Raw genomic sequence first — 24273 nt, 5'->3', positions numbered from 1 at the left:
ACGAGTGCGTCGGACCTGACCTTCAACGGAGAAGGGCGAACAACACGTATCGACAATCCGTACGAGGTCACAGCCCATGGAAATTCGCAACAAGGCGAACCGCATTCGCCTCCTGAGCCTGCGCACGCCCCAGATGCGCGCCTTCCACTTCTCCTGGTTCGCCTTCCATCTCTGCTTCTTCGGCTGGTTCGGCATCGCCCCGCTGATGGCGGTGGTGCGTGACGATCTGGGGCTGACCAAGACCCAGATCGGCAACACCATCATCGCCTCGGTGGCGATCACCATTGTGGTGCGCCTGGTGATGGGCGTGCTGTGCGACCGCATCGGGCCGCGCAAGGCCTATACCTGGCTGCTCTGCCTCGGCTCGCTGCCGGTGATGGGCATCGGCCTGGCCTCGAGCTTCGAGACCTTCTTCCTGGCGCGCCTGGCCATCGGTGCCATCGGCGCCTCCTTCGTGATCACCCAGTACCACACCTCGGTGATGTTCGCGCCCAACGTGGTCGGCACCGCGAATGCCACTTCGGCCGGCTGGGGCAACCTGGGCGGCGGCACCACGCAGATCCTGATGCCGCTGATCTTCTCCGGCATCCTGATGCTCGGCGTCAACGAGGCGCTCGGCTGGCGCCTGGCGATGATCGTGCCCGGCGTGGTGCTGTTCTTCGCCGGCATCGGCTACTACCTGTTCACCCAGGACGCCCCCGACGGCAATTTCAGTGACCTGCGCGCCCGCGGCGAGCTCCCCGAGGCCAATGGCGAGCACGGCATGGGCGCGAGCTTCAAGACCGCGGCCAAGGATATCCGCGTGTGGGCGCTGTTCGTGGTCTATGCCGCCTGCTTCGGCGTCGAACTGACGATCAACAACATCGCCGCCATCTACTTCTTCGACAACTTCGACCTGACGCTGGCCACCGCGGGCATGATCGCCGGCCTGTTCGGGCTGATGAACATCTTCGCCCGCACCCTGGGGGGTGTGTTCTCCGATCTCTTCGCTCGCAATGGCGGGCTCAAGGGGCGCGTGCGCTGGCTGTTCATCGCCATGCTCTGCGAAGGCGTCGCGCTGCTGTTCTTCTCGCAGATGCACGTGCTGACGCTGGCCATCGGCATCATGCTGGTGTTCAGCCTGTTCGTGCAGATGGCCGAAGGCGCCACCTTCGGCGTGGTGCCCTTCGTCAACAAGAAGGCGCTGGGGGCGGTGGCCGGGATCGTCGGCGCCGGCGGCAACGCCGGTGCGGTGGCGGCCGGCTTCCTGTTCCGCTCCGAGTCGCTCTCCTACCAGCAGGGGCTGTTCTATCTCGGCATCGCCGTGATCATCGCCTCGCTGTGCGCCCTGGTGGTGCGCTTCTCGCCCGAGGTCGAGGCCGAGGAGGCCAAGGCCTACAGCGACGCGGTGGGCGAAGATGCCGGCGCCGGGGCGCTGAGCCTGCGCTGACGACCTGGGTGGACCGGCCGCCGTCCGGCTTCGCGGCAGTTCCTTCGTCCGCTCGACCGACCGCACCATCGCCACCTCCAGCGCCGCCCACCCGGGCGGCGCTGGCGCTTCTGCCTGCGAGGCAGGGCCGCGATCGCGCGGGAGCGGCTATGCTGTTACAGACGCTTCTCTGCCAACGTACTACTGGAGCAGCCGGTGGCCGAACCCAACAGCGTGACCGCTTTCTACGACGAGCGCGTCCTCATCCACCAACCCGACAGCGATGCTCCTTTCCTGCCCGGCCGCATGGACCGGCGCATTCGGCGGCTGCTCTCGTCGCTCAACGTCCCCTGGAAATATCCGGAACACGCCGGGCGGCTCACCGCCATCCGCCACCTGCTGGAGATGGAGCCGGTGCCCGGCCTGCGCTTCGAGAAGGGTCGGGCGGCAACACGGGAACAGCTGGCACGCGTCCACACCAGCGCCTACCTGGAGCACATCTTCGAACTGCGTGGCAAGAATGCCTGGCTCGACGTCGACACCACCGCGGTTTCCCCCGGCAGCGTCGATGCCGCCGAGGTGGCCGCCGGTACCGCTATCGCGGCGGTCGAGGCCGTGCTCCAGGGCCACACCGAGTCCGCCTTCGCACTGGTGCGCCCGCCCGGCCATCATGCCGAGCCGGTGCGGGCCCGCGGCTTCTGTCTCTTCAACAACGCGGCGGTCGCCGCGGCGCATGCGCAGGCCGCGTTCGGCTGCCAGCGCGTGATGATCGTGGATTGGGACGCCCATCACGGCAACGGCACCCAGGACATCTTCTTCGCCGATCCCGACGTGCTGTTCTTCGACATTCATCGCGCATCGCCCTTCTACCCCGGGTCCGGTCAGTTGGAAGATATCGGCGCGGGGCTGGGCGAGGGAACGACGGTCAACGTCCCCCTGCCGGCAGGCGCCGGGGATCGCGCCTACCTCAAGGCCTTCCAGGAGATACTCGTGCCCGCCGCCGACTGGTTCCAGCCCGACCTGATCCTGGTCTCGGCAGGGTTCGATCCACACCCTTTCGACCTGGCACTCAACGTCTCCTTCGAGGGATTCGCCGCCATGACCGGCATCCTGCAGGGCCTGGCGCGTCGCCACTGTGAGGGGCGCCTGGTCTTCGTGCTGGAGGGCGGCTACCACCTCGTCTCGCTGTCGCGCGGCGTCAGGACGGTACTGAACGTGCTGGCAGGTGGCACCATCCCCGAGCCGGACAGCATCGGTCTCGCCGAGGTCGAGGCGGCGGCCGACTTCCACCGTCAGGCTTTCGTGGCCGACGACCCCGACTAGACGCTGCCCGCCCCCTGTCAGGGCTCACTCCACCGACGCGACGGGCAGTCGGATCGTCATGCCCAGCAGCAGGAAGGAGAGCGTCTTGCCGTGGCCGTCCAGGTTCAGCGCGCCATTGACGCCGCCCTGCAACACGTCGTCGATCACCAGGTTCATGCCGGCCAGCCCCGGCATCAGGTAGCGGCGCACGCGGCTGGCGCCGCGGTGGGCGAACAGCGCCAGCACCCGCGCCTCGGTGACCTCCTCCACCAGCGTCGCGTAGTGGTGCGGCTCAAAGGCGAACAGCGCCAGGTTGAGGCGCTCCCCCTTGTCGCCGGCGCGGGCATGGGCCAGGCGATGCAACGGCACCTCTGCGCTACCGACGGGGCCAGCGACATTCGGCTCAGGATACGGCATGGGTAGCCCTCCTCTGACTGGCCATCTTCGTCTCGAAAAGAGTGGCATCGAACAGGGTGGCGCAGGCGTTCACGTCGCCGCGTCTGACCAGGTAGGAGGCCGTGCACACGCGCCGCTGGAACTGGCGACGCACCCCGCCGCCACCGGCCGGGCCGGCGCAGTAGAGCGCCAGCAGCTCCTGGGTGGCACGCTCCACCCAGCGCCGCTCGGCATGCTCGACGGCCAGGCGCAGGCGGTAGTCGCCGCCGACGCCGCCTGGCAGCGTGCGCTGCAGGTCGCCGGCATCGCTGTCGAATACGCTGGCGTGGCCGACGATGTCCAGCCGCGAGCGCAGCTCCGGCGGCGCCCGGAACGTCAGCCGCTCGCGCAGCACCTCGGCGGCGAGCCGGGCGCGGGCCAGGGCGTTGGGCCCGGCGTAGGAGATCTCCGCCTCGCCCTGCCAGCCGCCCTCGTAGCAGACGGTGGTCTTGAGCCGCTGCGGCGCCGGCTTGCCGCGAATGCCGGTTACCGCCACCCGGTCGCGGCCGAGCTCCTCCACCCGCACGGCGGAGAGGTCCACCACCACGTCGGGGGTCAGGTAGTTGGCCGGGTCATGCACCTCGTAGAGCAACTGCTCCTTGACCGTGCGCGCGGTGACCATGCCACCGGTGCCGGCGGGCTTGGTCACCACCAGGCGGCCATCCTCCTCCACCTCGATGATCGGATAGCCGACCCGTGCCAGGTCTGGCACCTCCTTGCAGCCGGGGTCGGCGAAATAGCCGCCGGTGACCTGCGCCCCGCACTCGCCCAGGTGGCCGGCCATCATGCCGGCGGCCAGGCGGTCCCAGTCGTCCCAGGCCCAGCCGAAGTGATGCATCAGCGGCGCCAGGAACAGCGCCGGATCGGCCACCCGGCCGCTGACCACCACCTCAGCGCCGAGCGCGAGGGCCTCGACCAGGGGCGCCGCGCCGAGATAGACGTTGGCCGAGATCAGCGCCTCCTCGCCGGGCAATTCGCGGTTCTCCGCCTCCCAGCGCTCGAGGTCCAGTTCACCGAGGCGCGCGCGGATGTCGTCGCCCTGCACCCGGCCGATGCTCGCCTTGCCCCGCTCGGTGCCGGCGGCCAGCTCGGCCACGATGCGACAGGCACCGTCCGGATTGGCCGCGCCGAAGTTGCCGAGGATGGCGATGCCATGCGTCAGGCAGTCGTCGAGCACCGGCGTAAGCAGCTCTTCCAACAGCGGCTCGTAACCCGCCGCGGGGTCGTCGCGCAGGGCGCGATGGGCTGCCGCCAGGGTGCGCTCGCCCAGGGTCTCGAAGATCAGCGCGGAGGGCTGGCCGCGGCGAATCAGCTCGGCGACGACGGGAATCGCCGCATCGGTGCGATCGCCGGAGAAGCCGGCCCCGCTGCCCAACAGGAAGGTCATGAGTGCGTCTCCTTGGCCGGCATGCCGCGGGCGCGCGGCGTATCCTCGTGGGGTGACGCTGCCAGGCGCTGGCGACGCCTGGCGAAGAGCGCCAGCAGCAGCAGCAGAGCCCCGGTCGTGGTCAGCCAGCCGGGGATCAGCGCCAGGCCCACCACCAGGAGCAGCCCGGCCACGTCCAGCAGCCGATGGCCGGTGACTGCCACCCGCGACATCAGCGCGGCGAAGGCGAACACGAACACCACGCCCTGGCAACTGGCCAGCACGATCTCCAGGCCGCTGCCGAAGCCGGCCAGGGCCGGATAGATCAACAGCAGGAAGGGGATCACGTAGATCGCCGCCGCCAGGCGCACGGCCTCGCCTGCCGAAGGAAGCCAGTGAGTCTGGGCGATGCCCGAGGCGACGAATACCGCCACACAGACCGGTGGCGTGATCACCGAGAGGGTGGCGAAATAGAATACGAACAGATGAGCGATCAGTGGCTCGATGCCGATCTTGGTCAATGCCGGGGCCAGCACCGAGGCGACCAGCACATAAGCGGCGGTAGTGGGAATACCCATGCCCAGAATCAGGCACACGCCACCCACAATCAGTGCAACCAGGAACAGCGACTCGCCGCCGAGGCTCACGATCAGCCCGGCCAGGGTCACGCCGATGCCGGTGAGGCCGATCATTGCCACCAGGATCTGTGCCCCGGCGAGCAGCACGCCGATGATCACCATGCCCTTGCCGGCATCCATCAATCCTGCCAGCAGCTTGCCGGCGATCGTGCGCAGCGGCATCCGGGCCAGCAAGGCGAAGGGCACGAAGGTCAGCACCGTCATCAGGATGCCATAGAAGGCAGCGGTCTGGATCGAACGCCCCAGCGCCACCCCGGTGAACAACCCGCCCAGGGCACCGAGAATCGGAACAAGGCGTTCGGCGCGCAGGATCGAGACCCAACTGGGCATCTCGTCGTCCGGCACCACCTTGAGGCCGCGCCGCTTGGCGATCAAGTGGATGGTCACGAACACGCCCAGGTAGAACAATACCGCCGGCAGTAGCGCCGCCGCGGCGATGCGCACGTAACTCTCGCCGATCAGCTCGGCCATGATGAAGGCCGCCGCCCCGAGGATCGGCGGGGCGATCTGGCCGCCGGTCGAGGCCACCGACTCCACCCCGGCGGCCAGCGGCGCGGGATAGTGCAGGCGCTTCATCATGGGAATGGTGAAATTGCCGGTGGTGGCGACGTTGGCCACCGCACTGCCGCTGACCATGCCGAACAGACCCGAGGCTACCGTGGCGACCTTGGCCGCCCCGCCCGGCGAGCGCCCACTGATGCGCATCGCCAGATCCATGAAGGTCTGGCCGCCGCCGGAGTGCAGCAAAAGGCTGCCGAACAGCACGAAGGCGGCGATGGTCGTTGCCGCCACGCCGACCAGCATGCCCCAGACGCCCCGGTCACCGAGAAAGATCGTTTCGGTGATGTAGGCCTCGTCGAAGCCGCGATGGCCCAGCGCCCCGGGAATGGCGCTGCCGAAGTAGGCATACGCCAGGCCTGCCACCACCAACAATGGGAACATCACGCCGATCGCCCGGCGCGAAATCTCGAGGATCGCCACCAGCAGCACGCCGGTCATCAACAAGTCCTGGAACGTCGCCCAGGGCAGTTCGACCAGGATCCTCTCATAGTTGACGACCACATAGCCGCAGGCCGTCACCACGCCTGCGGCCAAGACCAGATCGACGGCCAGACCGAGCGGCCGCCAGCGACGGCCGCCCCCCAGCGGGTAGATCACCAGCCCCAGGACCAGCACCAGCGCCAGGAAGATGCCGCGCTGCACCAGGCTCTCGAAGGCGCCGGTCGCCGAGGTATAGAGAATGAAGGCGCCCAGTGTCAGGGCCAGCGCCTTGGTCAGATACTCGCGCATGTCTTGCAGCCTCCCGGCCGGGCGTCGCTAGCCGCCTGTCGGGCTTGACCGGCCGCTGCGAGAGAAACGGGTTCGCAGCCGATCCATGTCAAGTCCGATAGGCCGCTTGGTCAGGGTTGCAGTGCGTCGGGGATCTCCACGCCTTGCTCTTCGAAGTAGCGGGCCGCACCGGGATGCAGGGCCACCGTGCCCACCTTCATGGTCATGTCGGCGAGATCGGCGTCCTCGATGGCCGAGAAGGCATTGGCCTGGACTTCCTGGTCCTCCATGGCGGCCTTGACGATCTGGTAGGCGATCTCCTCGTCGAGGTCCGGGGTGGCATGCACGGCCACGCCGAAGGCCCAGGTGGTATAGGCGGGAATGTCATCGCCGGCGCCTTCGGGGATGTCGACCACGGCGATGTCCTTCATCTCCTCGCGCAGCGTATCGGCCTGCTCGTCGGTCAATGACAGCACGCGGATCGGGGTCGAGGTGGCGATGTCCATGGTCGAGCCGTCGAGTTTCTCGCCCACGCCGGATTTCACATAACCGGCTACCCGGTCGTCCTTGATCGAATCGACCACGTCGCCGGTCGAGCCGCGCACGTAGTCGGGAGCGATGCCGAGCGCCTCCATCACGGCCTCGGTGGTGCTCTCGGTGGCCGAACCGGTAATGCCGGGATTGAAGCGCACCCCCTCCAGGGCCTCCAGGCTGTCGACATCCGCGTCCTCGCGCACCACCACGTTCTGGGGTGCCATGGTGTAGACCCAAAGCAGCTGGCTTTCCACCGGGCGGCCCTCGAAATCCCCCAGCCCTTCGGCGGCCTGATAGCCGGTATTGGTCGTCACCAGACCCAGGTCGATCTGGCCGCGGCTCATGCGCTTCAGGTTGTCGACGGTAGCGCCGGTCTCGGTTACCGAGGAACTCACTCCCTCGACGTTATCGTTGATGATCTGGTTGAGCGCGACGAAATAGCTGTAGTGGCTCGAGGAGCTGGATGTCGAACCGATCAGGAGGCGCTCGTCGGCCTGTACGCTGGCGGCATTGAAGAGCAGAGTGGCACCGGCCGTCATGGCGGTCAGAAGGGTCTTTGCGGTTGGCTTCATGAGTGGCTCCTTGAGCCCAGCGGGCGGGCTTGTTGTTGTCGAGTTGCGTTGGGGTTCTGCCCCAAGCAACAGCATGGATCGAGGCGTTAATTTTGTATATTGAATAGTTTTTAAATTGTGTTTTACTTTCTAAATGAAACCCAGTATCAAGCAGCTGCGTGCCTTCGTCGCCGTGGCCCAGTCGAGCAGCCTGGCCGAGGCCAGCGAACGCATCCACCTCTCCCAGCCGGCGATCTCCATCGCCCTGCGCAAGCTGGAGGAAGCCGTCGGCGGCGCGCTGTTCTCGCGCACCACGCGCCAGCTCGGCCTGACGCCCGAGGGCGAGGCCTTCCTGCCGGTGGCGGTGCGCCTGCTGCACGACTGGTCCGAGGCCTTCGAGGATCTCGAGGAGCGCTTCTCCAAGCAACGCGGCAAGGTCACGGTGGCCGCCCTGCCCACCCTGGCGGCGGGGCTGCTGCCCGGCATCATCGCCGCCTTCCATGCCCGCTACCCGCGCATCAACCTGAGCCTGCATGACGTGCTGGCCGAACAGGTCAGCCAGCTGGTACGCGAGGGCCGCGCCGACCTGGGACTGTCGGTGGCGCCACACGACAGCGAGGAACTGGCCTTCGAACCGGTGCTGGTCGATCGCTACGTGGCGGTCTGCCCCAGCGGCCACCCGCTGCTGGAGCAGCGCAGCGTGCAGTGGGCACAGCTCGCCGGACACCCCTTCATCGGCATCAGCCGGCTCTCCAGCTCGCGCCAGGACATCGACCGCATCATGGCCGAGGTGGGCGCCCCGCTATCGATCCTGTGCGACGCCAGCCAGATCGCCACCGTGGGGCGCATGGTCGCCGCCGGCCTCGGCATCAGCGTGCTGCCGCAGCTCAGCTTTCGCCAGATCGCCACCGACGGCATCGCATACCGGCCGCTGACGACGCCGGACGTCAGCCGTCCGCTGGGCATCGTCCTGCGCCCCCGCCATCCCCTCTCGGCCGCCGCCGCGGCGCTGCGCGCGCTGATTCGGGAACATGCGGTGGAGTGAACCGGGGGCGGGCAAAGGCGGTAAGGGCGGGGCTCCTGCAACTACACTGTTGACTTGGGCGGGTCGCCCCCGCAGCTTCCACGACGATCTCCCACGACGAGAGGAGCACGACATGAAGGATGGCATGAATGCACGCGGCAGCTGCCTGTGCGGCGCAGTGAAGGTCGCCGTGGCAGTCAACAAGCAGAACGTCGGCGCCTGCCACTGCGGCATGTGCCGCACCTGGGGCGGCGGCCCCCTGCTGGCGCTGGAATCGGTCAGCGACGTCGAGATCGAGGGCGAGGAGAACATCACGGTCTATGCCTCGTCGGACTGGGCCGAACGCGGCTTCTGCCGTCGCTGTGGCACCCATCTCTTCTACCGCCTCAAGACCGGCAACCACTACGCCATTCCGGTGGGGCTGGTCGACGGCGGCGAGGCGTGGAGCTTCGACAGCCAGATCTTCATCGATCAGAAGCCGGAGTACTACCGCTTCGCCAACGAGACCCGCGACATGACCGGCCAGGAAGTCTTCGATGCCTACCAGGGCAGCTAGCCGGGCTACACTCGGCTACGTGCCAGGACGCCAAACTGCGCTACAGTATCGCTAACCCAGACACCACATGGAGCCGCCCATGCCCATTTCCGTAGGCGACAAGATTCCCGACGTCACCCTCAAGACCAACGGCCCCGACGGGCCCGAGGACATCTCCACGGGCGAACTGTTCGCCGGCAAGCGCGTGGTGCTGTTCGGCGTGCCCGGCGCCTTCACCCCCGGCTGCTCCAACACCCACATGCCGGGCTTCGTGATCAAGGCCGACAAGGTGCTGGAGAAGGCCGACACCCTGGCCTGCATGGCGGTCAACGACGCCTTCGTCATGCGTGCCTGGCAGAAGGATCAGAACGCCGAGGCGATCCTGATGCTGGCCGACGGCAACGCCGAGCTGACCCGCGCCCTGGGCATGGAGAAGGACGCCAGCGGTGCCGGCATGGGCGTGCGCAGCCTTCGCTTCGCGCTGATCGCCGAGGACGGCGTGGTGACTTACGTGGGCATCGACACCGAGCGCGGCGTGGTCGACAAGAGCAGCGTCGATACCGTGCTGGCCCACCTCGCGTAATCCCCCGCCGGGCCCGTGTCGGCGGGCCCGGCCCTTTCCGGCGTTCACTCGCGCTGCCCCAGCACGTCGACCCGGTCGCCGAGCACGTCCTCGATATAGAGCATCTGCACGGCGACGACCGCCACCACCGCAATGGGCGTCGCCAGCATGACCCCGGCCACCCCCGCCACCGCCGCACCGGCGAGCTGGACCACCACGGTAAAGGCCGGCGGCAGGCTGACCATCTCCCTGGCCGCCAGCGGCATGACGATGTTCGACTCCAGCGTCTCGATGATCACGTAGAGTCCGATGGCATAGAGAGCCAGCACGGGCGCTTCGAGAAAGGCGATCAGTATCGTCGGGATGGCGCCGAGGATCGGCCCCAGGTACGGGATGAAAGAGAGCAGACCCGCGATCAGCCCCAGCGCGCCCGCCATCGGCACGCCCATGATCACCAAGCCGAGGGCAACGCCGACACCGACGAACAGCATGGAGATCAGCCGGCTCACCAGCCACAGCCGCAGCGAGCGCCCCTGCAGGCTCAGCACCTGATGCAGTCGTTCGCGCCGAGCGGGCGGGCACAGCAGCACCAGCCGGCTCAGGTACTGGCGCGGGCTGAGAACCAGGTAGAAGCCGATCAAGAGGACCAGCAGGAAATTCGTGAGCGCACCGAAAGTGGTGGAGATGGCGGTGGACAGGCGGTCCAGCACGGGCTGTCCGACCAGGCTTGCGGGGTCGTCGAACTGCTGCAGGGCCGCCTCGACGCCGGGCAGCCCCTGAACCGCTGCCATGAGGCGACGAATGGCCTCCGGGAGCTGCTGGACGAGCTGCGGTAGCTGCTCCGCCAGGCGCGGGCCGATCAGCGCACCCAGCCCGCCCAGCACCAGGCAGATCAGCAGCAGCGCCGTGACCAGCGCCCAGCGTCGGCCGATCGGCAAGAAGCGTCGGCACAGCCGCACCACCCCATCGATGGCCACGGCCGTCAAGATGCCGGCGAAGACCAGCAGCAGCACATGGATGAGCTTGCTGGCGAAGTACAGCAATACCGCCACGAGGGCCACGAGCCCGATGGCGATCATCACGCGCCGGGTGTAGCGCGAAAGCGTTTCGGTGCCGCTCTCCTCCTTGTCGGCCATGGGAGCTCCTTGCCAGCCGCGGCATTTGCCGCATCGCGCCATTCCAGGCGCCCGCAGGAGTCAGCCTAGCAGATGTCGAAGAGGCGGCTCACGCCGCGGAACTTCGCCCGCTCGGTTCGCGGGCCCAGCGGCAACCGGCGCGACGAAACTCATTCGAGCAGCAGCGCGAGCACCAGAAGCGCCAGCAGTGCGGCAAGCCCCTGCCAGAAGCGCACGGGATCGCGCTCGATCAGCGGCGGACGACGCTTCTGCACAAACACGGGGCTGGGCTGGCGCAGCTCGTGGACGAACTCGGAGAGCGCCTCGAAGCGCCGTTCGGGCCTGGGATGCAGCGCCTTCCTGAGCACCTCGTCGAGCCAGCCAGGCAGGTCGCGGTTGTGCGTCAGCGCCGAGCGATAGCGGAGGCGACGCTGGGCCGCCCGGGTGCGCGACCCGGCCACCTCGGTGCCGTAGGGCAACGCCCCGGTGAGGGCATGATAGGCGATCACCGCCAGCGAGAACTGATCCGAGCGCGGCGTGGACGGCTCACCGAGGAAGCACTCCGGTGCCGTATAGGCGGCCGTGCCCAGCGGGTCGTTGGCCTGCCCCGGCCGGGCTTCGGCGATGCCGGCCACGCGCACCGAGCCGAAGTCGATGAGGGTCGCGTGGCCCGCGGCGTCGACCATGACGTTCTGCGGCCGCAGGTCCTGGTGCACCATCTCCAGGCGATGGAAGGCACGCAGGCCGCGGGCGATCTGCCCGACGAGGTCACGCACCGTCTCCAGCTCCGGGCGCGGCTCGTCGCGCAACCACTGGGCGAGCGTGCGCCCCTCGAGGTACTCGGTCACGCTGTAGAGGTAACGGCGGGGGCGCACCGAGCGATGCGCCTTGACCACGTGGGGACTGGCGATGCGCCGGGCGATCCACTCCTCCAGCAGAAAGCGCTCGACGTGTCCCGGATCCTCGCGCAGCTCGGTCGCCAGGGTCTTGATGACGACCTTCTCCGCGGTTTCCGTGTCCACGGCCAGGTAGGCATGGCTGCGCGCGCTGGCGTGGAGCTGGCGCAGGATGCGATAGCCGTCGAGGGACATGCGTGGCGAGAGTTGCGGCGGGAACGGCAGTCTCGCCTCGCCCGAATAGATCTCCCCGGCCTGACCCAGCGGCACTTCCTCCACCCGCACCACCTGCACCGTCAGGTTGTCGTCGCTGCCCGCATCGAAGGCTGCCTGCACCAGGGCGCGGGCGGCGGCGTTCAGGTCCGCCTCGTGCTCGGCGAGAATCGCCTGCATGCGCGATTCGCCCAGGTGCTCGTATACGCCATCGGTCATCAGCAGGAAGCGCTCACCCGCCTCCACCGGCAGGGCCAGGTAGTCGATCTCGAGCTGCTCGCTGGCGCCCATCGCCCGGCCGAGGTAGTAGCTGTCCGGCGTCGCCCGGACGCGATGCTCGCGGGTCAGCGGCTCGAGGCCACCCTGAGCGCCCAGGCGATAGAGCCGTGCATCGCCGACATGAAAGACGTGTGCCGTACGCGACTTCAGCACCAGCGCGGTGAAGGTGCAGACGTAGCCGCGATCCTTGTCCCAGCGGTATTCGCTGCGCCGGGTCTGGGCATGCAGCCAGGAGTTGGCCGCCGTCAGCACCCGCTGGGCGGCGGTCTTCACCGTCCAGCTCTCGGCGGTGCAGTAGTAGTCCTCGATGAAACTCCTGACCGCCGCTTCGCTGGCGATCCGACTCACCGCGCTGCTGCTGATGCCGTCGGCCAGCGCCACCACGATGCCCTTGCGCGAGAGCTCCGGCTCACGCGGTACGTAGGCGCCGTGGAAGTCCTGGTTGACCGCCTTGCGCCCCGCCTCCGAACACTGGCCCAGCGACACCCGCAGCGACCCGCCAGGCTGGAAGGCCGACATCTCAGATGTCGCGCAGCGGCGCGGTGCGCACGTGGGTGGCGTAGAGCGTCAGCCCGGTCAGCGAGAGCCCACCGATCAGGTTGCCGACCACCACCGGGATCTCGTTCCAGATCAGGTAATCCGCGATCGAGAAGCCGCCGCCCATCATCATCGCCGAGGGGAACAGGAACATGTTGACGATGGAGTGCTCGAAGCCCATGAAGAAGAACACCATGATCGGCATCCACATGGCGATCACCTTGCCGCCCACCGTGGTCGAGATCATCGCCCCGACCACGCCGAGCGAGACCATCCAGTTGCACAGGATGCCGCGGATCAGGATGGTCAGCATGCCGGCCGCGCCGAACTCCTTGTAGCCCACGGTACGGGCATGGCCGATGCCGGCAATCTTCTGCCCCACCTCGTCCGGCGGTGTGGAGAAGCCGTAGGTGAAGACGATCGCCATCAGCACCGCCACGGTCAGGGCACCGGCCAGGTTGCCGCAGAAGACCTTGCCCCAGTGGACCAGGATCCTCTCGATGGTGACCCCGGGGCGGCGGTCCAGCCAGGCCAGCGGCGTCAGCACGAAGACCCCGGTCAGCAGGTCGAAGCCCATCAGGTAGAGCATGCAGAAGCCGACCGGAAACAGCGCGGCCCCGAGGATGGCCGAACCGGTCTCGACCGTGATGGTCACCGCGAAGACCGCGGCCAGGGCCAGGATGGCCCCCGCCATGAAGGCGCGGATCAGGACGTCCCGGGTGGCCATGTGGAGCTTGGACTCGCCGGCATCCACCATCTTGGTCGCGAACTCGGAAGGAAGCAGATAGGACATAGCGTTGTTTACGCGCGTGGCGCCTCTCGTCTCGTGGCTGACGTGACAAACGCAAGGGCGCCTGAAGCCGGCGTGCAGCTTCAGGCGCCCTTGCCTGTGTTCGTCGCGTTGTCGTGGGCCTGCGAAGAATGGCAGCGGCGATCGTCGTTGATCCCGCCGGCCCGCCTGCATTGGCAGCAGAGCCCTGCCATGAACAAGCACGTTGCGTGCCAACTCATTGGCAACTGCGACAAGGAAGCCAGCGGAAGGCAACCGCGGGGGGCTCAAGCGATGCCGCCAGCCATCGGGATTCGACGACCGAGGGTCGGAGAGGCACTATGTCCGGGCGAGATCGGCCACGCCGGTGCATCCCGGCGTGTCGTCGCTCAATCTTGGTGCATGTGGCCCTTGGTCTGGGCAGACGGGGCAGCGGCCGGGCTGGTCGCGACCATGCGCACCACGCTGCCCACCACGATCAGGCACGGCGACGGCAGCGGCGTGGCGGCGAGCTGGTCCGGCATGTCGGCCAGGGTGCCGACCCGCGAGGCCTGTTCCGGCAGGCTGGCGTTGGCCACCAGCATGATCGGCCAGTCGTCGGGCAGGCCGGCCCGACGCAGGCCGTGGCAGATGGCCTTGACCTTGTTCAGGCCCATGTAGAAGATCAGCGTCTCGTCGGTGCGCGCCAGCTCGGCCCAGTCGGGCTCGCCGCCCTTGCGGCACAGCTGGGCGGTGACGAAGCGCAGCTGCTGGGCGTGGGCGCGGTCGGTGAGCGGGATGCCCATGCCGGCGGCAGCGGCCGAGGCGGCGGTGATGCCCGGCACGATCTCGGCCTCGACGCCGCCCTCGGCCAGTGCGGCCAGCTCCTCGCCCATGCGCCCGAACACGCCGGGGTCGCCGCCCTTGAGGCGCACCACCGACTTGCCCTGCCGGGCAAGCGAGACCAGCAGCGCGCCGATCTCGGCCTGGGGCACGCTGTGGTGGCCGCGCGCCTTGCCCACGTAGTAGCGCTCGTGGCCGGCGGGAATCAGCGCCAGCACGTCATCGCCCACCAGGCGGTCGTAGACCACCGCGTCGGCCTGCTGCAGCAACCGCGCGGCCTTGAGCGTGAGCAGCTCGACGTCGCCGCTGCCCGCCCCCACCAGGTAGACCCGCCCGGGGCGGCACTCGCCGTCCAGGGTCAGGGTGGGCAGCTCGACGCGGGTGGAGCGGCCGAACGGCGAGCGCACGATGTGCCCCAGGCCGTGCAGCCGCGAGAAGGCGGCCTGCCCCAGCGCCCTGGGCAGCGTCGCCCGGCGGAGCAGCTCAGGCGACAGCAGTGACTTCAGTTGGCTCAGCGCCCGCATGGGCCTTCTCCTCTTCGATCAACGATTTCAGCTCGGGAATGCAGCTTCCGCACTGGGTGCCACAGGCCAGCCTGGCGCCCAGCGCCTCGACGCTGTCGTCGCCTTCACGGATGGCTCCTAGGATAGCGCGTTGGCCCACCTGATGGCAGCTGCACACCACCGGCCCCTGGTTGGCGGCGCCGTCGTCGCAGCCGGCCAGCAGGCGCCGTCGCTGTGCGGCGGTCACGCCCTCGCTTCTGGCGGCCTCGCCGAAGCGCTCGGCGAGCCAGGCGAGGTTCGGCAGCTCCCGTGGTGGCCCCGACATGAACCACCAGCGCAGGCGTCCGCGCTCATCGACCCCGGCGGCGCGCAGGCGGCCGCTGGCGGGGTCGCTGCACCACAACGTCGGCGCCACCGGCAGCCTCGCCTCGAGCCAGGCCAGCCAGTCGCGCTCGACTTTTTCCATCCCGGCGCAGGCGCCCGGCTCATCGCCGGCCAGTTGCCAGCGCTGGCAGTCAGCCAGAGGGATGCGCGCCCAGTAGCGGCTCTCGTCACACCAGGTCGTCTCCGCCACGCCCAGGTCGTCGGCCACCAGCAGCGTGGCCTCCCAGTCCAGCGGCAGCGGCTCCAGCGAAACAGCGCCGTGCTTGGACTCCGGCTGGCCGGAAAACGGGTCGAGATGCGCCTCGAGCAGCTCGCCCATGCGTGCCGAGCCGCTGAAGTGGCCGCTCCAGTGCATCGGTACGAACACCTCGCCGCGGCGCTGCCCGCGCGACACCCGCACCCGGCCGACGTAGTGCCCCCCGGCACCCGTCAGCCTGGCCAGCGCCTGCTCCTCCACGCCCCACTCGGCGGCGTCCTCCGGGGCGACCTCGATGAACGGCTCGGCGCGGTGATTCATCAGCCGCGGCGCCCGCCCGGTGCGGGTCATGGTGTGCCACTGGTCGCGAATGCGCCCGGTGTTGAGCCGCAGCGGCCGCGCAGCGTCCAGCGCCTGGGCCGGCGGGCGCGGGCGCACCGGCAGCAGGCGGGCACGGCCGTCTGGCGTGGCGAAGCGGCCATCGGTGAACAGCCGCGCGGTGCCGTGGGGGGCGGCGGCGTTGACCGGCCACTGGATCGGCGCCAGGGCGTCGTAGGCGCCACGGTCGAGCCCGGCCAGGCCGGAGATGTCGAACAGCCTGGGGCTCTCGCCCGGCCCCTCACCGTTCTCGAACCCCGAGAGCCGCGCGTGCTCGTCGAAGATCTCGCAGGGATGGGCATAGTCGAAGGCCTCGCCGAAGCCCAGCCGCCTGGCCACCTCGCAGACAATCCACCAGTCGTGGCGCGCTTCCCCCGGCGGCGGCAGGAGGCCGCGCTGGCGCGAGATGCACCGCTCGGAGTTGGTCACGGTGCCGTCCTTCTCCGACCAGCTCGAGGCCGGCAGCACGATGTCGGCGCAGGCCAGCAGGTCGGCGTCGGCCATGCACTCGGAGACGATCACCAGCGGGCACTTGGCCAGTGCCGCGCGCACCCGGTCGGCCCGCGGCAGGCTCACCGCCGGGTTGGTGGCCATGATCCATAGCGCCTGCACCTCGCCGCGCTCGATCGCCTCGAACAGCGCCACCGCCTTGTGACCGGGCGCCTCCGGCAGGCACGGCACCAGCCGCTCGGTGGCCCAGAAGCGCGTGACCCGGTCGCGCGCGCCGGGGGTGTCGTAGTCCATGTGGGCGGCCAACTGGTTGGCCAGCCCGCCCACCTCGCGCCCGCCCATGGCGTTGGGCTGGCCGGTGATCGAGAACGGCCCCGCCCCGGGCAGGCCGATCTTGCCGCCGGCCAGGTGGCAGTTGATGATGGCGTTGCCCTTGTCGGTGCCGCTGCTCGACTGGTTCACCCCCTGGGAGAACAGCGTGACCACGTGCAGGTGGGTGGCGAACCAGTAGAAAAAGGTCTCCAGGCGCTCGGCATCGACGTCGCAGTCGGCGGCGATGGCCTCCACCGAGGCGTCCTGCTCGCGCGCCGCGGCAAGCGCCTCCTCGATGCCCTGGGCATGCGCCTCCAGGTAGACCCGGTCGAGCCTGTTGCGCTCGGCCATCCACGCCAGCAGCCCGGTGAACAGGCGCGCGTCGCTGCCCGGCTTAAGCCCCAGGTAGAGGTCGGCGATCTCGCAGGTATCGGTGACCCGCGGGTCGATCACCACCACCCGCAGCAGCGGGTTGCGCTGCTTGGCCACCTTCAGGCGCTGGTAGAGCACCGGGTGGTTCCAGGCCAGGTTGGAGCCCACCAGCACCACCAGCTCGGCCTCCTCGAGATCCTCGTAGCTGCACGGCACGGCGTCGGCGCCGAAGGCGCGCTTGTGGGCCGCCACCGCCGAGGCCATGCACAGCCGCGAGTTGGTATCCAGGTGCGGCGTGCCGAGAAAGCCCTTGAACAGCTTGTTGGCGACGTAGTAGTCCTCGGTGAGCAGCTGCCCGGAAAGGTAGGCGGCCAGCGCCTGCGAACCGTGGCGGTCGCGCACCGCCGTCAGCCGCTCGGCCACCGTGGCCAGCGCCGTCTCCCAGTCGACCTCGACCCCATCGACCCGGGGCTGGGTCAGGCGCCCTTGGCTGCCCAGCGTCTCGTGCAGGGCCGAGCCCTTCACGCACAGCCGGCCGAAGTTGGCCGGATGCGTCGGGTCGCCCTGCACCTCGACGATCCGCTCCTCCTCGACGCTGGCCAGCACGCCACAGCCGACGCCGCAGTAGGGGCAGGTGGTTCGGGCCTCGCGCATCTCCATCTCCTGTCTTGTCGGTGGCGAAACGACGACGCCCGCCAGCGGCCGGCCCCGAAGGGTGGCGTTGGCGGGCGTCGTTGCCGCTCGGGGCGCCGCGTGGCGCCCCTGTCAATCGTATTGACCTGCATCAAGCAGGAAGCGTGCCACCCACAGGAGAAGAAACTTCATTCAGGCAGATGCCCTTCGCCGTCGTCGCTCCCGCATGCTGCCCTGCACCATCCGCCTGCGACCGGCCCCGCCCTTGCACCAGCCTGGTGCCGGGCGGGCGAGCATGGCTCGCTCGCGCCTCCGGCCGAAAGCGCCAGGCGCCACGCCATCGCCGGCCAAGCGAAACCTGGAACGTTTCTTGCAGTGCGCTGGGCAAGGACACCCTGGCACGCCTTTCATGAGCGAGACCCTATGCCACCACCATCCCCCCTGAACATCCTGCTGGTCGACGACGAGGTCGTGCGCGCCGCCATGGTCGAGGAGGCACTGATGGCCGAAGGGCACCGGGTCATCTGCCGGCTCTCGAACCCGGCCAGCCTCAACGAGATGGTCGCGCGCCATCAGCCCGACGTGGTGATCATCGACATGGAGAGCCCCGACCGCGACACCCTCGAGAGCATGGCGCTGCTCAACCGCGAGAACCCGCGCCCGGTGGTGTTCTTCGCCGACCAGCACGACTCCGATATGCTTCAGGCCGCGCTCAAGGCCGGCGTCAGCGCCTACGTGGTGGACGGCCTGGTGCCCGAGCGCGTCGAGGCCATCGTCGAGGTGGCCATCGCCCGCTTCGACGCCTTCCACAGCATGCGCCAGGAGCTCGACAAGGCGCGCAACCAGCTGGCCGACCGCAAGCGCATCGAGCGCGCCAAGGGCCTGTTGATGAAGCACCAGGGCTGCGACGAGGAGCAGGCCTACCGCATGCTGCGCAAGCTGGCCATGGATCGCGGCCAGCGCATCGCCGAGGTCGCCGATAGCGTCATCGACATTCTCGATCGCCTGAACCCCCTCTCGCCCCAGGGGCGAACCGCCGACAACCGGGGAACCCGCTCATGAGCCAACCGCCACACCACGCCGCCTCGCCGGAACTCGAGCGACTCACCCTCGGGTTCGTCCCGCTGATCGACGCCGCCCTGCTGATCGTCGCCCGCGAGCAGGGATGCTTCGCTGCCCAGGGCCTCGACGTCAGCCTGTCACGGGAGAACGCCTGGGCCACCCTGCGCGACAAGGTCGCCGCCGGCCTGCTCGACGGCGCCCAGATGCTCGCCCCCATGCCGCTGGCCATGAGCCTGGGGCTCGGTCGCGCCCCCTGCGAGACCCTGGCGCCGCTGCTGCTCAGCCGCAACGGCAACACCCTCACGCTTTCCACGGCGTTGAGCCAGGCCAGCGGTGCGGAACTGACCGACGACCCGGCCGCCAGCGCCCTGGCACTCGGCACCTGGCTGCGCGGCCAGGGCGGCGGCCAGCGTCCGCGCCTGGCCATGGTCTACCCCTACTCCTGCCAGCACTACCAGCTGCGTGAATGGCTGACGCTGGGCGACATCGCCCCCGACCGCGACGTGGAGCTGATCGCCCTGCCGCCGCCGCGCATGGTCGAAGCCCTGCGCGACGGCCAGATCGACGGCTTCTGTGCCGGTGAGCCCTGGGGCACCCTGGCGCGCCACTGCGGCGTGGGCCGGCTGGTCGCCACCGGCGCCCAGCTGTGGCCCGGCCACCCGGAGAAGGCTCTCGGCGTGACGCGCTCCTGGGCGCAGCGCTACCCCGCCACCCTGGCCGCCCTGCTGCGTGCCCTGACGGCGGCCGGCGTGTGGTTGGCCGCCTCGCCCGAGCACCGCCGGCAGGCGCGGGAGTGGCTGGCCCTGCCACCCTACCTGGACCGCTCGATTCGCCACCTCGACACCCTCGCTCACGACGTGTCCCCCGTTCATCAGCATCTCTACGGCCCGGACGTGCTGCGCCCCACGCCGCAGGCCGCCCTGCACTTCGCCGACCCCATCGTGCGCCAGCTGGAAGCCCAGGGCGGCCGCTTCGATCCCGCCGTGCTGGCGGCGTGCTACAGCCCTGTGCATTTCGATGCCGCAACGCACCACTGATGTGCACGGCCGGCGCTCGCCAGGCGCCGGCCGGCCCTTTTCCCATCACCCAACCCGCTGTCACAAAAGGAAAATGCCCAGCCATTCGGCGTTCTGGCCGGGATCTTGAAGCAGGCAAGGCAACCTGCGATCAATGGCGATCGCACCACATTGCAAGCGACAACGACGTCTCTGCGCTTCCCGAATCGATCCCAGTTCGATCGGGGCCGCGCCGAGGCGTCGTTGCGTTTATGCCCCGTTACCCCGCAAGCGCATCGAGAGGAGCTGCCAGCCATGCGACAGCGACATCCCGCAGCGGCATCCCGCGAACACCTGGTCATCGTCGGCAACGGCATGGCCGGCCATCGCCTGGTCGAGGCGCTGCTCGCCCGGCCCGAGCGCTCCGCCAGGATCACGGTCATCGGGGCCGAAGCAGCACCGGCCTACAACCGCATCCTGCTTTCGCCGCTACTCGCCGGCGAGATGGAACGCGAGGCCCTTACCCTGCGCGATGCCGAGTGGTACGCCGAACACGATATCGAACTGGTACTGGGCGAGCGCGTGGAAAACATCGACCGCAGCGCACGGCGCCTGACCACCGATGCCGGCCGTGAACTCGACTACGACCGCCTGGTACTGGCCACCGGCTCCCATCCGGCCCGCCCACCAGTGCCGGGGCTGGAGCTGCCGGGCGTTCACGTGTTTCGCGACCTGAACGACGCCGACGCCCTGGCACACGCCGCCGAAACCGGCCGCAATGCCGTGGTGATCGGTGGCGGCCTGCTCGGCCTGGAAGCGGCGGAGGGCCTGCGTAAGCGCGGCATGCAGGTAAGCCTGCTGCAGCGCGACGACCGCCTGATGAACCGCCAGCTCGACCTCACCGCCGCCCGCCTGCTCGAGAACGAGCTGCGCGGCCGTGGGCTCGACATCCATACCACCGCCCAGCTCGAGCGCCTGGAAGCCGACGCCGAGGGCCAGGTGTGCGCCGCGCACTTGGCCGACGGCACACGGCTCGCCGCCGACTGCGTGGTGGTGGCCATCGGCATCGTGCCCCACGCGGCGCTTGCCCGCACTGCCGGGCTCGAGGTCAACCGCGGCGTGGTCGTCGACGAGTGGCTGACCACGTCCGATCCTGCGATCCACGCCCTGGGCGAGTGCTGCGAGCACCAAGGCAATCTCTATGGCCTGGTCGAGCCGATCTGGCGCCAGGTCGACGTGCTGGCCGAGCGGCTCTGCCGCCCCAGTGCCGAAGGTGTACCGGGCTACGTCGAACAGCCCACCGCCACCAAGCTCAAGGTCAGCGGCATCTCGCTCTACGCCTTCGGCCCCACCGAAGCCGAACCCGATCACGAGATACTCAGCTACCGCGATCCCCAGCAGGGCGACTACCGTCGCCTGCTGCTGCGCGAGGGCCGCCTGGAAGGCGCCGTGCTTTACGCCGACACCGCCTCCGGCCCTTGGTACTTCGAGCAGGCCCTGGCGGGCCGCGACCTCACCGCCTGCCGCGCCGCGCTGCTGCTCGGCGCCGCCGACGCCCAACTCCTGCTCGACGACGCTTCGAACGAATCACCGCAACGCCCCGCCAAGGAGGCCGCATGAACACGCCCGCGAAACCGCAACTGATCGTCATCGGCAACGGCATGGTCGGCCACCACCTGGTCGAGCAGCTGGTCGAACAGGGCGCCACCGAGCGCTACGCCGTCACCGTGTTCGGCGAGGAGCGCCACCTGGCCTACGACCGCGTGCACCTCTCCGAATACTTCAGCGGCCGCGATGCCGCCTCGCTGGCGCTCTCCACCAGCGCGTACTACGCCGAGCACGGCATCGAACTGCGCCTGCACGAAGCCGTCACCGCCATCGACCGAGACAAGGGTGAGGTGGTCACCCCCCAGGGCCGCTACGCCTACGACCGCCTGGTGCTGGCCACCGGCTCCTACCCCTTCGTACCGCCGATTCCCGGCAACGAGCGCGAAGGCTGCCTAGTCTACCGCACCTTGGAAGACCTCGACGCCATCCGTGAAGCGGCCAAGACCGCCGCCACCGGCGTGGTGGTGGGCGGCGGCCTGCTCGGCCTGGAAGCCGCCAACGCCCTGCGCGGGCTCAACCTCGACACCGCCGTGGTGGAGTTCGCCCCACGGCTGATGCCGATGCAGGTGGACAGCGAAGGGGGCGAGCTGCTGCGCGAGAAGATCGAGGCGCTGGGCGTGCAGGTGCTTACCGGTCGCGCCACCCAGGAGATCGTCGACGGCGAGGCCAGCCGCCACCGCATGGTGTTCCAGGACGACAAGGTGCTGGAAACCGACCTCATCGTCTTCTCCGCCGGCATTCGCCCCCGCGACGAGCTGGCCCGCGGCTGCGGCCTGGAGATCGGCGAGCGCGGCGGCGTGGTGATCGACGACAACTGCCTGACCAGCGACCCGGCGATTCTCGCCGTGGGTGAGGTCGCGCTGTGGAACAACAGCATCTTCGGCCTGGTCGCCCCCGGCTACCAGATGGCCAAGGCCGCCGCCTCCACCCTGCTCGAAGGCGGTACCACCTTCGCCGGCGCCGACATGAGCACCAAGCTCAAGCTGATGGGTGTCGACGTGGGCTCCATCGGCGACGCCCACGGCGACCGTACCCCCGGCGCACGGCAGTACCGTTTCCTCGACCCGCTCAAGCAGCAGTACCGCAAGCTGGTGGTCTCCAGCGACGGCAAGCGCGTGGTCGGGGCCATGCTGGTCGGCGACAACAGCGTCTACGACACCCTGCTGCAGTACTACGCCAACCGTATCGAGCTGCCCGAGGACCCGGCTGCGCTGATCCTGCCCGCCGGTGGCGAAGCCGCCCCCGCGCTGGGGCCGGACGCCCTACCCGAAACCGCCACCATCTGCTCGTGCCACAACGTCACCAAGGGCGACGTGTGCGCCTCGATCGACGCCGGCGCCGTGGACCTCGGCGCGGTGAAAGGCGCGACCAAGGCCAGCACCGGCTGCGGCGGCTGTGCCGCGCTGCTCAAGAACCTGGTGGACCATGAGCTTGAGAGCCGCGGCGTGGAGGTCGACAAGTCGATCTGCGAGCATTTCCCCCACACCCGCCAGGAGCTCTACGACATCGTGCGGGTGGAGGGCATCAAGACCTTCAGCGAACTGGTGAATAAACACGGCCATGGCCTCGGCTGCGACATCTGCAAGCCGGCAGTGGCCTCGATCCTGGCTTCGTGCTTCAACGAGCCGATCACCGACGCGGCCCACATCCCGCTGCAGGACACCAACGACACCTTCATGGCCAACATGCAGAAGAACGGCACCTACTCCGTCGTTCCCCGCGTGCCGGGCGGCGAGATCACCCCCGACAAGCTGGTGGTGCTGGGCCAGGTGGCGCAGAAGTACCAGCTCTACACCAAGGTGACCGGCGGCCAGCGCATCGACCTGTTCGGCGCCCGCCTGGAGGATCTGCCGGCGATCTGGGGCGAGCTGATCGAGGCCGGCTTCGAGACCGGCCACGCCTACGGCAAGTCGCTGCGTACGGTGAAGTCCTGCGTGGGCAGCACCTGGTGCCGTTACGGCGTGCAGGACAGCGTGGGCATGGCGATCCAGCTGGAGCACCGCTACAAGGGCCTGCGCGCCCCGCACAAGATCAAGTTCGGCGTTTCCGGCTGCACCCGCGAGTGCGCCGAGGCCCAGAGCAAGGACATAGGCGTGATCGCCACCGAGAACGGATGGAACCTGTACGTGTGCGGCAACGGCGGCATGCGCCCGCGCCACGCCGAACTCTTCGCCACCGATCTCGACGACGAGCAGCTCTACCGCATCATCGACCGCTTCCTGATGTTCTACATCCGCACCGCCGACCGCCTGCAGCGCACCTCGGTGTGGCGCGAGAACCTGGAAGGCGGCCTGGACTACCTCAAGCAGGTGATCCTCGAGGACAGCCTCGGCATCGGCGAAGAACTCGATAGGCAGATGCAGGCCGTGGTCGACACCTACGAGTGCGAATGGGCCAACGCCATCAGCGACCCGGAGAAACTCAAGCGCTTCCGCAGCTTCGTCAACGACGCCCGCCCGGACCCGGACATCATATACACCACCGAGCGCGGCCAACTCCGCCCGGCCTGATGGAAATGGGCGAGCGAATCGCGCCGTTACGCGGCACTCGCTCGCCGATTTCCCGATACCATTGCTAGGAATCACCTTATGACACTCGCCAACGCAGCAGCCAAGACCATGACCCAGACCTGGCAAACCCTCTGCTCCCGCGCCGACCTGGTGCCCTTCTCCGGCGTCGCCGCCTGGGTGGAAACCCCGCAAGGCCCGGCCCAGGTCGCCCTCTTCTACTTGCCCGGCCAGGCGCAGGAGCTCTACGCCCTGGACCACCACGACCCCTTCTCCAGCGCCAACGTGATTGCCCGCGGTATCGTCGGCGACCTCAAGGGCCAGCCCGTCGTCGCCTCGCCGATCTACAAGCAGCACTTCCGCCTGGAAGACGGCCAGTGCCTGGAAGACGAAAGCGTAGCGCTTCGCACCTGGAAGGTGAGCTTCAAGGGCGACGAGGTGTGGATCGAGGCGTAAGATTTCAGCCTTTTGAAATGAAAAAGCCGCCGGTGCTTGGGGAGCGCCGGCGGCTTTGTCTCGTGTCGGTGACGGACCCACGCCAGGGAGAAGGTCACCCCCGTTTTCGAAACCGGAAGCGGAATTCAGCCGTTGGACTAAGGTTGGATGAACGGTTATCCG

General features: G+C 68.8%; 19 protein-coding genes. 10 read left to right on the top strand and 9 right to left on the bottom strand.

What is annotated here, in order from left to right; genetic code table 11:
• Nucleotides 1–76 precede the first annotated feature (76 nt).
• Nucleotides 77–1429: an MFS transporter gene (locus DIS04_RS17615; protein ID WP_111415098.1), complete on the top strand. Its 1353-nt coding sequence runs from the start codon at nucleotides 77–79 to the stop codon at nucleotides 1427–1429.
• A 195-nt stretch (nucleotides 1430–1624) separates the two neighbouring features.
• A complete protein-coding gene (locus tag DIS04_RS17610) occupies nucleotides 1625–2731 on the top strand; it encodes a histone deacetylase family protein (RefSeq protein ID WP_245904599.1) in 1107 nt (368 codons plus the stop codon).
• Nucleotides 2732–2755: 24 nt separating this feature from the next.
• On the opposite strand, the gene DIS04_RS17605 is transcribed toward DIS04_RS17610, so the two are convergent.
• The 4 genes from DIS04_RS17605 to DIS04_RS17590 all read right to left on the bottom strand — a co-directional run bounded on the left by DIS04_RS17605 (nucleotide 2756) and on the right by DIS04_RS17590 (nucleotide 7524).
• Nucleotides 2756–3127: an AtuA-related protein gene (locus tag DIS04_RS17605; RefSeq protein WP_111415097.1), complete on the bottom strand. Its 372-nt coding sequence runs from the start codon at nucleotides 3125–3127 to the stop codon at nucleotides 2756–2758.
• Nucleotides 3114–4532 carry an acyclic terpene utilization AtuA family protein gene (locus DIS04_RS17600; RefSeq protein ID WP_111415096.1) on the bottom strand — a complete coding sequence of 473 codons (1419 nt, stop codon included), beginning with the start codon at nucleotides 4530–4532 and terminating at the stop codon, nucleotides 3114–3116. The genes DIS04_RS17605 and DIS04_RS17600 overlap by 14 nt, the downstream gene beginning before the upstream one ends.
• Nucleotides 4529–6439 carry a TRAP transporter permease gene (locus tag DIS04_RS17595; RefSeq protein WP_111415095.1) on the bottom strand — a complete coding sequence of 637 codons (1911 nt, stop codon included), beginning with the start codon at nucleotides 6437–6439 and terminating at the stop codon, nucleotides 4529–4531. Before DIS04_RS17595 ends, DIS04_RS17600 begins: the two co-directional genes overlap by 4 nt.
• Nucleotides 6440–6549: 110 nt before the next feature.
• Nucleotides 6550–7524, bottom strand: coding sequence for a TAXI family TRAP transporter solute-binding subunit (locus DIS04_RS17590; protein ID WP_111415094.1), 975 nt, complete (start codon nucleotides 7522–7524; stop codon nucleotides 6550–6552).
• 133 nt (nucleotides 7525–7657) lie between these two features.
• On the opposite strand from DIS04_RS17590, the gene DIS04_RS17585 reads away from it, so the two are divergent.
• From DIS04_RS17585 to DIS04_RS17575, 3 genes are all read left to right on the top strand, one after another.
• Nucleotides 7658–8548, top strand: coding sequence for a LysR family transcriptional regulator (locus DIS04_RS17585; protein WP_111415093.1), 891 nt, complete (start codon nucleotides 7658–7660; stop codon nucleotides 8546–8548).
• A 112-nt stretch (nucleotides 8549–8660) separates the two neighbouring features.
• Nucleotides 8661–9083, top strand: coding sequence for a GFA family protein (locus DIS04_RS17580; protein ID WP_111415092.1), 423 nt, complete (start codon nucleotides 8661–8663; stop codon nucleotides 9081–9083).
• A 79-nt stretch (nucleotides 9084–9162) separates the two neighbouring features.
• Complete coding sequence (locus DIS04_RS17575; RefSeq protein ID WP_111415091.1) at nucleotides 9163–9645, top strand: peroxiredoxin; 483 nt, start codon at nucleotides 9163–9165, stop codon at nucleotides 9643–9645.
• Nucleotides 9646–9689: 44 nt separating this feature from the next.
• On the opposite strand, the gene DIS04_RS17570 is transcribed toward DIS04_RS17575, so the two are convergent.
• The 5 genes from DIS04_RS17570 to DIS04_RS17550 form a co-directional block, all read right to left on the bottom strand.
• Nucleotides 9690–10760: an AI-2E family transporter gene (locus DIS04_RS17570; RefSeq protein ID WP_162623112.1), complete on the bottom strand. Its 1071-nt coding sequence runs from the start codon at nucleotides 10758–10760 to the stop codon at nucleotides 9690–9692.
• A gap of 149 nt (nucleotides 10761–10909) precedes the next feature.
• A complete protein-coding gene (locus tag DIS04_RS17565; protein ID WP_111415089.1) occupies nucleotides 10910–12646 on the bottom strand; it encodes a bifunctional protein-serine/threonine kinase/phosphatase in 1737 nt (578 codons plus the stop codon).
• Nucleotide 12647: 1 nt separating this feature from the next.
• Nucleotides 12648–13457 (bottom strand): formate/nitrite transporter family protein, encoded by an 810-nt coding sequence (locus tag DIS04_RS17560; RefSeq protein WP_111415088.1) that lies wholly within the window; start codon nucleotides 13455–13457, stop codon nucleotides 12648–12650.
• 365 nt (nucleotides 13458–13822) lie between these two features.
• Nucleotides 13823–14779, bottom strand: a complete 957-nt coding sequence (cobA, locus tag DIS04_RS17555; RefSeq protein WP_111415087.1) for a uroporphyrinogen-III C-methyltransferase — start codon at nucleotides 14777–14779, stop codon at nucleotides 13823–13825.
• Nucleotides 14739–17504, bottom strand: coding sequence for a nitrate reductase (locus DIS04_RS17550; protein WP_111415086.1), 2766 nt, complete (start codon nucleotides 17502–17504; stop codon nucleotides 14739–14741). Before DIS04_RS17550 ends, cobA begins: the two co-directional genes overlap by 41 nt.
• Nucleotides 17505–17906: 402 nt before the next feature.
• Between DIS04_RS17550 and DIS04_RS17545 the strand changes: the two genes are divergently transcribed.
• From DIS04_RS17545 to nirD, 5 genes are all read left to right on the top strand, one after another.
• Complete coding sequence (locus DIS04_RS17545; protein ID WP_111415085.1) at nucleotides 17907–18545, top strand: ANTAR domain-containing response regulator; 639 nt, start codon at nucleotides 17907–17909, stop codon at nucleotides 18543–18545.
• Complete coding sequence (locus tag DIS04_RS17540) at nucleotides 18542–19582, top strand: CmpA/NrtA family ABC transporter substrate-binding protein (protein ID WP_111415084.1); 1041 nt, start codon at nucleotides 18542–18544, stop codon at nucleotides 19580–19582. The genes DIS04_RS17545 and DIS04_RS17540 overlap by 4 nt, the downstream gene beginning before the upstream one ends.
• A gap of 273 nt (nucleotides 19583–19855) precedes the next feature.
• Nucleotides 19856–21160: an NAD(P)/FAD-dependent oxidoreductase gene (locus DIS04_RS17535; RefSeq protein ID WP_111415083.1), complete on the top strand. Its 1305-nt coding sequence runs from the start codon at nucleotides 19856–19858 to the stop codon at nucleotides 21158–21160.
• Nucleotides 21157–23658 carry a nitrite reductase large subunit NirB gene (gene nirB, locus DIS04_RS17530; protein ID WP_111415082.1) on the top strand — a complete coding sequence of 834 codons (2502 nt, stop codon included), beginning with the start codon at nucleotides 21157–21159 and terminating at the stop codon, nucleotides 23656–23658. Before DIS04_RS17535 ends, nirB begins: the two co-directional genes overlap by 4 nt.
• A gap of 78 nt (nucleotides 23659–23736) precedes the next feature.
• Complete coding sequence (gene nirD, locus DIS04_RS17525; RefSeq protein WP_111415081.1) at nucleotides 23737–24111, top strand: nitrite reductase small subunit NirD; 375 nt, start codon at nucleotides 23737–23739, stop codon at nucleotides 24109–24111.
• Nucleotides 24112–24273: the final 162 nt, after the last annotated feature.

The organism is Billgrantia lactosivorans (assembly GCF_003254665.1).
GTDB classification, from domain to species: domain Bacteria; phylum Pseudomonadota; class Gammaproteobacteria; order Pseudomonadales; family Halomonadaceae; genus Halomonas; species Halomonas lactosivorans.
Note: the sequence above shows the minus strand (reverse complement) of the source record. Positions and strands in the feature narration are given on the sequence as shown.

Coding starts and splice junctions, on each gene's coding strand:
- DIS04_RS17595 (WP_111415095.1), bottom strand. CDS start 6,439: ATGCGCGAGTATCTGACCAAGGCGCTGGCCCTGACACTGGGCGCCTTC.
- DIS04_RS17545 (WP_111415085.1), top strand. CDS start 17,907: ATGCCACCACCATCCCCCCTGAACATCCTGCTGGTCGACGACGAGGTC.
- DIS04_RS17605 (WP_111415097.1), bottom strand. CDS start 3,127: ATGCCGTATCCTGAGCCGAATGTCGCTGGCCCCGTCGGTAGCGCAGAG.
- nirB (WP_111415082.1), top strand. CDS start 21,157: ATGAACACGCCCGCGAAACCGCAACTGATCGTCATCGGCAACGGCATG.
- DIS04_RS17550 (WP_111415086.1), bottom strand. CDS start 17,504: ATGCGCGAGGCCCGAACCACCTGCCCCTACTGCGGCGTCGGCTGTGGC.
- DIS04_RS17585 (WP_111415093.1), top strand. CDS start 7,658: ATGAAACCCAGTATCAAGCAGCTGCGTGCCTTCGTCGCCGTGGCCCAG.
- DIS04_RS17565 (WP_111415089.1), bottom strand. CDS start 12,646: ATGTCGGCCTTCCAGCCTGGCGGGTCGCTGCGGGTGTCGCTGGGCCAG.
- DIS04_RS17570 (WP_162623112.1), bottom strand. CDS start 10,760: ATGGCCGACAAGGAGGAGAGCGGCACCGAAACGCTTTCGCGCTACACC.
- DIS04_RS17535 (WP_111415083.1), top strand. CDS start 19,856: ATGCGACAGCGACATCCCGCAGCGGCATCCCGCGAACACCTGGTCATC.
- nirD (WP_111415081.1), top strand. CDS start 23,737: ATGACACTCGCCAACGCAGCAGCCAAGACCATGACCCAGACCTGGCAA.
- DIS04_RS17540 (WP_111415084.1), top strand. CDS start 18,542: ATGAGCCAACCGCCACACCACGCCGCCTCGCCGGAACTCGAGCGACTC.
- cobA (WP_111415087.1), bottom strand. CDS start 14,779: ATGCGGGCGCTGAGCCAACTGAAGTCACTGCTGTCGCCTGAGCTGCTC.
- DIS04_RS17590 (WP_111415094.1), bottom strand. CDS start 7,524: ATGAAGCCAACCGCAAAGACCCTTCTGACCGCCATGACGGCCGGTGCC.
- DIS04_RS17600 (WP_111415096.1), bottom strand. CDS start 4,532: ATGACCTTCCTGTTGGGCAGCGGGGCCGGCTTCTCCGGCGATCGCACC.
- DIS04_RS17580 (WP_111415092.1), top strand. CDS start 8,661: ATGAAGGATGGCATGAATGCACGCGGCAGCTGCCTGTGCGGCGCAGTG.
- DIS04_RS17575 (WP_111415091.1), top strand. CDS start 9,163: ATGCCCATTTCCGTAGGCGACAAGATTCCCGACGTCACCCTCAAGACC.
- DIS04_RS17560 (WP_111415088.1), bottom strand. CDS start 13,457: ATGTCCTATCTGCTTCCTTCCGAGTTCGCGACCAAGATGGTGGATGCC.
- DIS04_RS17615 (WP_111415098.1), top strand. CDS start 77: ATGGAAATTCGCAACAAGGCGAACCGCATTCGCCTCCTGAGCCTGCGC.